This is a genomic window from Pseudarthrobacter humi (assembly GCF_024294965.1).
GTDB classification, from domain to species: Bacteria; Actinomycetota; Actinomycetes; order Actinomycetales; family Micrococcaceae; genus Arthrobacter; species Arthrobacter humi.
In genome coordinates, this window is record NZ_JANCLV010000014.1 from 106,825 (window position 1) to 112,949 (window position 6,125).

5 protein-coding genes are annotated in these 6,125 nt (G+C 65.4%); 3 read left to right on the top strand and 2 right to left on the bottom strand.

The window, feature by feature from the left end; genetic code table 11:
• Positions 1-828, top strand: coding sequence for an alpha/beta fold hydrolase (locus NFC73_RS17240; RefSeq protein WP_254752148.1), 828 nt, complete (start codon positions 1-3; stop codon positions 826-828).
• A gap of 622 nt (positions 829-1,450) precedes the next feature.
• Positions 1,451-2,098 carry a phosphoribosyltransferase gene (locus NFC73_RS17245; RefSeq protein WP_254752150.1) on the top strand — a complete coding sequence of 216 codons (648 nt, stop codon included), beginning with the start codon at positions 1,451-1,453 and terminating at the stop codon, positions 2,096-2,098.
• A gap of 86 nt (positions 2,099-2,184) precedes the next feature.
• Here NFC73_RS17245 and NFC73_RS17250 read toward each other — a convergent pair whose 3' ends face one another.
• A complete protein-coding gene (locus NFC73_RS17250; protein ID WP_254752152.1) occupies positions 2,185-3,519 on the bottom strand; it encodes an MFS transporter in 1,335 nt (444 codons plus the stop codon).
• Positions 3,520-3,798: 279 nt separating this feature from the next.
• Here NFC73_RS17250 and NFC73_RS17255 point away from each other — a divergent pair, with 279 nt between their 5' ends.
• Complete coding sequence (locus NFC73_RS17255; protein WP_254752154.1) at positions 3,799-4,524, top strand: IclR family transcriptional regulator; 726 nt, start codon at positions 3,799-3,801, stop codon at positions 4,522-4,524.
• A gap of 43 nt (positions 4,525-4,567) precedes the next feature.
• On the opposite strand, the gene NFC73_RS17260 is transcribed toward NFC73_RS17255, so the two are convergent.
• On the bottom strand, positions 4,568-5,887 hold the full coding sequence (locus tag NFC73_RS17260) for an MFS transporter (RefSeq protein WP_372494686.1): 1,320 nt from the start codon (positions 5,885-5,887) through the stop codon (positions 4,568-4,570).
• Positions 5,888-6,125: the final 238 nt, after the last annotated feature.

A 6,125-nucleotide genomic window follows, 5' to 3' on the forward strand; every position in this document is an offset into this window, starting at 1 on the left:
ATGAGCGGCAGGCACACCGGCGAGATGCATTCCCACACCGTTGAGGGCACTGACCCCCAACTTTTTGTGGAGGTGCACGACCCCCAGAACGACGCCGGACTGCGCCCCGTGCTGCTGCTGCACGGCTTCTCCTCTTCCAGCAAACTCAACTGGCATGACACCGGCTGGGTGGCGGCCCTGCAAGAGGCCGGCCGCCGCGTCATCACCGTGGACCTGCCAGGACACGGCCGCAGCGGCGCCCCCGAGGACATGGACTCCTACTCCCCCAGCCGGATCCGCGCAGACCTGCTGCAGATAGCGTTCGACGCCGGCGTGCGGCCATTGCACGACGGTGACCCCACCAGCGGGGTGGACGTTGTGGGCTATTCCCTGGGCGCACGGCTCGCCTGGGAATTCGGCGCCACCCAGCCCGAGATCGTCCACCGCCTGGTCCTGGGCGGACCGAACATCGCCGATCCGCTGGCAGCCTTTGACCTCGTCGCCGCCCAGAACTACCTCGCAGACGGAACCCCGATCGCGGACGAGTCCACGGCCGGCCTGCTCAAGATGGCCATGCTCCTGCCGAGCAACAACATCTTCGCGCTGCTGTCCCTGGTGGATGCCATCAAGGCCGAGCCTTTCGATCCTGCCGAAGCCGTACCCCACATGCCGATGCTCCTTGTGGCCGGGGACCAGGATGAACGTGCGGCCACCATGCCGCAGCTTGCCGCACTCGGAATCCGGGCAGGGTCCATGGCTGAACAACTGACGCTGCCTGGCCGCAACCACACCAACGCCATCACCAGCCGGGCTTTCAAACAAGGCGCCATCGCTTTCCTGGGGGTCTGACCAGTGCGCGACTGATCAATGCTCGACTGATCCCTGACACGGATTTCATAGCTCCCGCATAGGTTCCGCTGCTTGGATCGTTCGATGCACGATCCTTCCCCGCCGCACGGTCGCCGCCCTACGCCGCCGTTCCGCCCTGGTGGCTGCCGCCGGTTTCCTCGCCGCGGTCCTGATCGCTGCCGCCTGCGCCCTATTACCACCTCGTGGAGGAGGGTTCAGCGTCCCTCGATGATCCGCTGGGCGCGTTCACCTCGGAGTTCCAGGTCCGGGCAATGCTCTAGGCAGCTCCTGTCCCACATGCAGGACACCAACTACGAAAACCTCATTCCGGCCGCAGTTCCGGACGGCGTCACCGTCTTCCACAAAATACGGGCTGCTCGATAACGAACTCCACGCCGCCGCCGTCCTCTCGTGTCCTCGGGCAGCTACGTGCTGGTGGTTTTCACGAAGGGTGCCGACCTGGGCGACATCCCCGAACGGACTATTGTGATCCAGGAAATCACCAAGGCTGTTACCGCCACCCTCCAGTAACTGAGCAGCTGCGGGAGGAAGTATCCCCGGTTCCCGGCGCGGCAGCAGAAGGTAGGCTGGAAGCGTGGCGGAGACAGCCGGAGAGGGAACAATGAGCACGCGTTTTGAAGACCGCACGGATGCCGGTGAACGGCTGGCTGCGGTGCTCACGCAGTTCCGGGAACGCCCCGACACCATCGTCCTGGGGCTGGCCCGCGGCGGCATCCCTGTGGCCGCCGCGGCTGCCAAGGCCCTGTACCTGCCACTCGGCGCCGTTCTGGTCCGGAAACTCGGCATCCCGGGCCACGACGAAACAGCGTTCGGTGCGCTGGCCTGGTCGCGAGGCCGGATAGTGCGCCTGCTCAACCGTCCCTTGGTCACCCGCATTCTGGACCACGGCGTCCGCCAGGAGTGGCTGGACGAAGTGGAGAAACGCGAGAGGGCCGAGCTGCTCCGCCGGGCCGCGACTTACCCGGGGATCAGCAACGACATCACCGGTCAAACAGTTCTACTGCTCGACGACGGCTTGGCCACCGGAGCCACCATGCTCGCTGCCGCCGAGGCAGCACGTTCCGGTGGTGCGGCACGCGTCGTCGCCGCAGCGCCGGTGGGTTCGATGGAGGCCTACACGGCCGTGTCGCGGGTGTGCGACGCCGTGCTGTGCCTGCATCTGCCGGGCAAATTCCGCGCCGTGGGCAGCTTCTACCAGCACTTCGAACAATTGGCCGATGAGGACGCCATCAGCCTGCTGAACCAGTAGGCCCGACGGCAACACCGGGCCCGGAAAGCCAAACGGCGGGTCCAGGCCAGATGGCCCGAACCCGCCGTTCCGCGATGCGTACAACTTTAGTGGTGGCTGCTGACGCCCAGCGGGTTGCCCTTCGTCTCCTTGGCAAGCAAAACCCCGACAGCCGAAATCACGCACAGGATCATGATGTAAATGCCGATGGATCCGGTCCATTTGGTGCTCAGCAGCAGCGTCTCGGCAATGGTTGCGGCGAAAGCACCACCCAGGATCGCACCGAACGCGTACCCGATGGAGATGCCCGAGTAGCGGACATTGGCCGGGAACATCTCGGCGTACATCGCCGACATCGGGCCGTAGGAGAGACCGAGTCCGATGGTCAGGACGAAGAGCGCCACACCGTAAAGCCAGATGTTCCTGGTGTCGATCAGGGCAAACATCGGGATCATCCAGACGAAGATGATCGCATACCCGATCAGGAACGTCTTGACCCGCCCGATCCTGTCTGAGAGCCAGCCGCCGGCGAGCGTGAAGATCAGCCAGCCGAAGGACGCGAGGGTGGTGGCGAGCAGGATTTCCGGTACCGGCATCTTCAGTATCCTGGTGGCGTAGGAGATGAAGAAAGCGATCAACAGGTAGCCAGCGGCATTGTTGGCGATGAAGATCATGGTCGAGTAGAGGACCGGCCTCTTGTGGCTACGAATGAGCTCGCTGAGCGGCGCCCTGCTTTCAGCCTTTCGGGCCGCCATCTCCTGGAAGACGGGGCTCTCGGCCACGGCCCGCCGGATCAGGTATCCCACCACAATCAGCACGATGGACAGCAGGAACGGAACCCGCCAGCCCCACGATGCAAAGTCTTCCTTGGACATGTTCGAGTTGAGTATGAAGAGCAGGCCGGTGGCCAGGATCATGCCGACCGGGACACCGATCTGCGGGTATGCGCCGAACACGCCGCGCCGGCTCCTGGGGGCGTGCTCCACTGCCATCAGGGCAGCGCCGCCCCATTCACCGCCGGCGGAGAAACCCTGGGCAATACGGAGGATGATCAGCAGGATGGGGGCCCAGACGCCGATCTGCGCGTAGGTCGGCAGCATGCCGATCAGGGAGGTGGCTGCGCCCATCATCAGGAGGGTGAAGACCAGCATGGCCTTGCGTCCGAGCCGGTCACCGAGGTGGCCGGCAACCACCGCACCCAGCGGGCGGAACAGGAAGCTGATGCCGATCAGCGCGAAAGACAGGATCTGGGCCAGGCCCGGATTGGATTCATTCAGCGGAGCCAGGAACAGCGGGGACAGCAGGGTACCCGTCAGTTGCGCGAAGATGAAGAAGTCGTACCACTCGATGGTGGTGCCGACCAGAGTTGCTGCGAGGACCTTGCGTTCCTCGTGCTTGCTGCTCGGGCCCGCCTCGGAATCGACGCGTGAAGTTTCGGTCATTGGAACTCCGTGGCTTGGGGCAGCCTGGTTGGGATAACGGCTGCCGACGGTGGATTTAGGCCGTCCGATTTACTGATCGAACGGTCAGTTAGTATGACGTTACGCGAAGATGTGACGAAACGCACTATTTTTCTTGATTCTCCACGCGGATCAATTCCATAGTTGAACTTCCTTTTCGGAATCAGCACATAGATTTTCGCAGTCCGCCCACAGTCCGAGTGAGGAAAGCGCCGTCACGGCACCCGGGCAACGCCCGCGCAGCCGCCTAGGATGGGACCCATGACGCCCACCGCAGTCCCCGCCGGAGCAGCCCAGGCTTCGCCGTCCCAGACCCTGTCGCGCGGAATCCGTGCGCTGGAAATCCTGGCGGCCGCGGAGACTCCCTTGACCATTGCGGAACTTGCCGACGCCATGGGGGTTCACCGTTCCGTGGCCTACCGGATCCTGCGGACACTGGAGGACCATTCCTTGCTGATGCGCGATGACGCGGGAAGAGTCCAGCCGGGGCCCGGGCTGGCTGTCCTGGCGCGGGGGGTTGCCCGCAACCTGCAGACGGCGGCGCTGCCGGAACTGACGCAACTCGCGAACTCCCTGGCCATGAGTGCCTTTGTAGCCGTCTGGGACCGCGATGACTGCGTCACTCTGGTCACCGTGGACCCGCGGTATACCGGGGCCGCCATCGTCCAGCACCCTGGCTCCCGGCATCCCATCAGCGCGGGTGCCCCTGGCATTGCGATCCAGTCCGCCTATTCAGAAGCTGAGTGGCAGGCGGCAGTCCCGGGAATCCCCTACCGGCCCGAGGCGGGAACCGCGCGGCAGCTGGGCTATGCCGCCAGCCACGATGAAGTCATCGCCGGAGTCTCCTCCGTGGCTGTTCCGGTCAGGGTCCCTGCCGGCCGACCGGCCGCGCTGGCCGTCGTCTATATCCGGGCAGCCCAGAATCCGGAAGAAATCGCCGCTGCGCTGGTGGCGGGCGCCGCGCGCATTGAGGCCCAGCTGGGCTGACCGTTGCACACGCCGCCTGGCCGTGACCAGTGTCCGGCGTCGATCAGTGGCGTTTGCGGAGACCAACGGCGGCCGCGGCGCCAAGCACCAGCAGGCCGCCGGCGGCAATCACCGGGACAATGAAGGCGGCGTGGTAGCCGTGGGCCTGCGCCAGCTGGCCACCAACGGCGGCCCCCAGTGCGGTACCCGCCACGATCCCGCTTGCCAGAGCTGTCATCACAGTGCCCAGCCTTTCCACCGGCGCCACCAGGCCTCCGATCGAGAAGACTGTGACCATCACGGGGCCCACGGGCAATCCCAGGACCAGAAGCACCGCAATCATGCCGCCCAGCGATCCGGGCACCAGCAGCAGCAACGCGAGCACCGTCATGAGTGCCGCGCTGACCAGCCACCGGGCGGCGGGAGTGAAACGTTGGGGCCAGTACGCCACGGACAGGGCTGCGGCGGCCGAACTCAGTCCCATGACGGCATACAGCAGTCCGGCGATTTCCGAGGTGGCGAAACTGGCGGAGAAGGAGCTCAAAGCCGTCTGGGCTGACCCGAAGAAAGTGCCCATGGCCACCATCGCCAGGACGGGCAGTGCGACGACGGCGGGAATCCTCGCAGCCTTGCGCGAAGCTGCGGAGCCCCGGTTCAGGGGAACCGCCTTGTGTGTGGAGTGCACGGCAAAGGCGGGCACCAGCGTGATGGTCATGGCTGCGGCCAAGGCCAACGGCAGCCAAGGGGCCACCAGGCTGGCAAGGATTCCCACCAGAGCCGGTCCCAGCACGAACGTCAGCTCATCAGCCGTGCCTTCGTACGACAGTGCCGTGTCCAGATCCCTGCAGTCCTTCCCTCCCTTGCCCCGCGAGGTGAGCGCCATCCAGCGCACCCTGGCCAGCGGCCCTACCTGCGGGCAGCTGGCCCCAGCAAGGAATGCGGCGGCGATCACGGCCACGGGAAAAGACCCGGTTTCGGGCGCAGCCCAGGCCGACACGATCAGAGCCAGGACAGCCAAAGTGTTAAGCACCGCCGCCACCAGGAGTACGGGCCGCTGTCCCCTGCGGTCTGCGAGGGCACCAAAAACCGGGGCGCCGAGGGCCGACCCGATCCCCACAGCACCAGCGGCAGTGCCACCGAGCGCGTAGGAGCCTGTCACGGACGTAACAAGTGTCAGGGCGCCAACAGTAAGCATGGCCAGGGGCAGCCGGGCGAACAGGCCCAAGGGGATAAAGCTGCGGCCTGCGAGGTGCGGGAGCCTGGCGAACCGCCCGGTGGGCGGAGCCAGCGCATCGGAGGCAGGTGCAGCGGAGGCAGGTGCAGCGGAGGCAGGCGCAGCATCAGGAGCGAGAGGCGCTTCCAGGGAAGCGGGCAGGGAGGACATTGTTGAGGAGTTCAAGGTTCCGGGCTCGTTCAGTAATGCGCATCGTCCCTCCTCCCGATGCGCGCGACCCGGTAACTATCCGATTATAGAGCCCGGCGGGGGCCAGTCCAGCCTGCGCGTTGACTCATCAAAGATGCCCGCGTAGCTGCTATCGAAGAATCATTTGAGAATGCCCGCATAGCGGCGCGTCTGCCGGGGCGGTATCTGCTGGCCCGGCACTGTGAGCCATGGAGCTTTC